The 2,000-nt window shown below is 38.2% G+C and carries 1 protein-coding gene; it reads left to right on the top strand.

The features are described from left to right. On the top strand, positions 1-2,000 hold a 2,000-nt coding region (locus GQN54_RS00340), incomplete at both ends, for a hypothetical protein (RefSeq protein WP_160630823.1).

Here is a 2,000-nt window from a genome sequence, read left to right as displayed (position 1 = left end):
GAAGCATCAGTTTAGATACCATAGGCGATTCAGAGCGAGCGATTATTCAGAATCAGACGACGGCAAATGCAAATGCGATTGGTAGTTTGTCAACGAGATTAGTTAATGATTCAGCTAACTTAGCAACACACCTGATCAATGATGGTGATTTAAGTGCAATTAATGAACTTCAAAATTTATCGTTTAGTACGAATAGAGACTCAATTATTATAAGTGGAGGTAATCGTATCCGAATTGCCGACATCAGAGATAGTGCTTTAACAGATCTAGCGGATACTTCTGCGGTATTGAGAACATTAATTGGTTCAGCAGGGGATAACCTCGGAAATCATACAGCAACTCAGAATATCAACTTAGGGACAAATAAACTTGTAGGTAATGGTGGTACTCAAGGGTTGGAAATTAATAATTCTGGTAATGTTGGAATCGGTACTTCACCGAATTCAAATGCCACTCTACATGTAGAATCAACAGAAGATAAAGCAGCTTATTTTGAACAAAACGGAACGGACCCCATTAAAGTGGCGGTTTTTGGAGAGGTGACTGGACCTGGAACTTCTGCATTTGCCTTAGAAGGAGATGCAAATTCTACAGCTACGGCGAATTATGGTTTACATGCAGTTTCTAGAGGAACAGGAACAGGAACGAACTATGGTGTATATGGTAAAGCCATTGGAGGGAGTTTGAATTGGGCAGGATACTTTGACGAAGGAAATGTTTATTTGAAAAACAAAGTAGGTATAGGAACATTTACCTTAGATTCAGCATTGAATGTTAATGGAGGTATAATGGCACATGCTATTCGTTTAAGCAATGGCGCAGGAACCAACAAAGTTTTGACATCGGACTTAAATGGTAATGCCCGATGGGAAAATATTTCAAATTTGTTTACTGATTCTGATAATCAAACTTTAAGTATTACTGCGACAGGTGGTACTATCTCGATTTTAGATGGAAATAAAATCGTAATACCCGATTCTAGTGCAACTAACGAACTTCAAAACTTAAGTATTAATGGAGCAAACGATTCTTTATTGTTAAGTGATGGGAGTGGAGTTCGATTAAGTGATATTACTTCAGGTATTACAGATAGTCAGCAATTGAAAATTAGTGCAGATGGAGATACTCTTTATTTAGACAACAGTGCGTCTGTATACTTGCCTGACTCTTCCAACACTAATGAACTTCAGACTCTAAGTTTAATGAGTGGCAATGTTGAACTAATTAATGCTGATGGCACAGTTGCAAGTTCAGTTTCATTAGATGATAACGATGCTGACCCAGGAAATGAGCTTCAAACTATAAGTAAGTCAGGATCAACAGTAACACTATCTAATGGAGGTGGAACATTTGTCGATTCAGCCTTAACAAGCACACAAGTATTAGGCTTTGTAGCAGCTGATGGGTATATCAAAACAGAAGTGGATGGGAGTGTTACGAATGAGCTTCAAGATTTAAGTATCAATGGAGCAAACGACTCCCTGCTATTGAGCAGTGGAACTGGAGTTCGAATAAGTGATCTAACAGCAGGAATTTCAGATAATCAAAACTTAAGTGTAACAGCAGATTCGATCAAAATAGAAAGTGGAAAAGGAGCCTACATTGGAGATATACGAGATACTTTAACAGCGCACAATACCCGAATTGGAAATAATTTGACTGGTATTAAATCGAATACTACAGCCATAGGAAATGAGGTGTCAGCACGACAAACAGCAGATGGGAAATTGGCGGCAAGAATTGTGAATGACTCAACTAGTTTGCAGACTCACATTATAAATGATGGCGATTTAAGTGTTACGAATGAGCTTCAAACGATAAGTAAGTCAGGATCAACAGTAACATTATCTAATGGAGGTGGAACATTTGTCGATTCAGCCTTAACAAGCACACAAGTATTAGGTTTTGTGGCAGCTGATGGGTATATCAAAACAGAAGTGGATGGGAGTGTTACGAATGAGCTTCAAGATTTAAGTATCAATGGAGCAAACGACTCTTTA

Origin of the sequence: Acidiluteibacter ferrifornacis (assembly GCF_009909615.1) — a bacterium.
GTDB classification, from domain to species: Bacteria; Bacteroidota; Bacteroidia; order Flavobacteriales_E; family Vicingaceae; genus Acidiluteibacter; species Acidiluteibacter ferrifornacis.
Note: the sequence above shows the minus strand (reverse complement) of the source record. Positions and strands in the feature narration are given on the sequence as shown.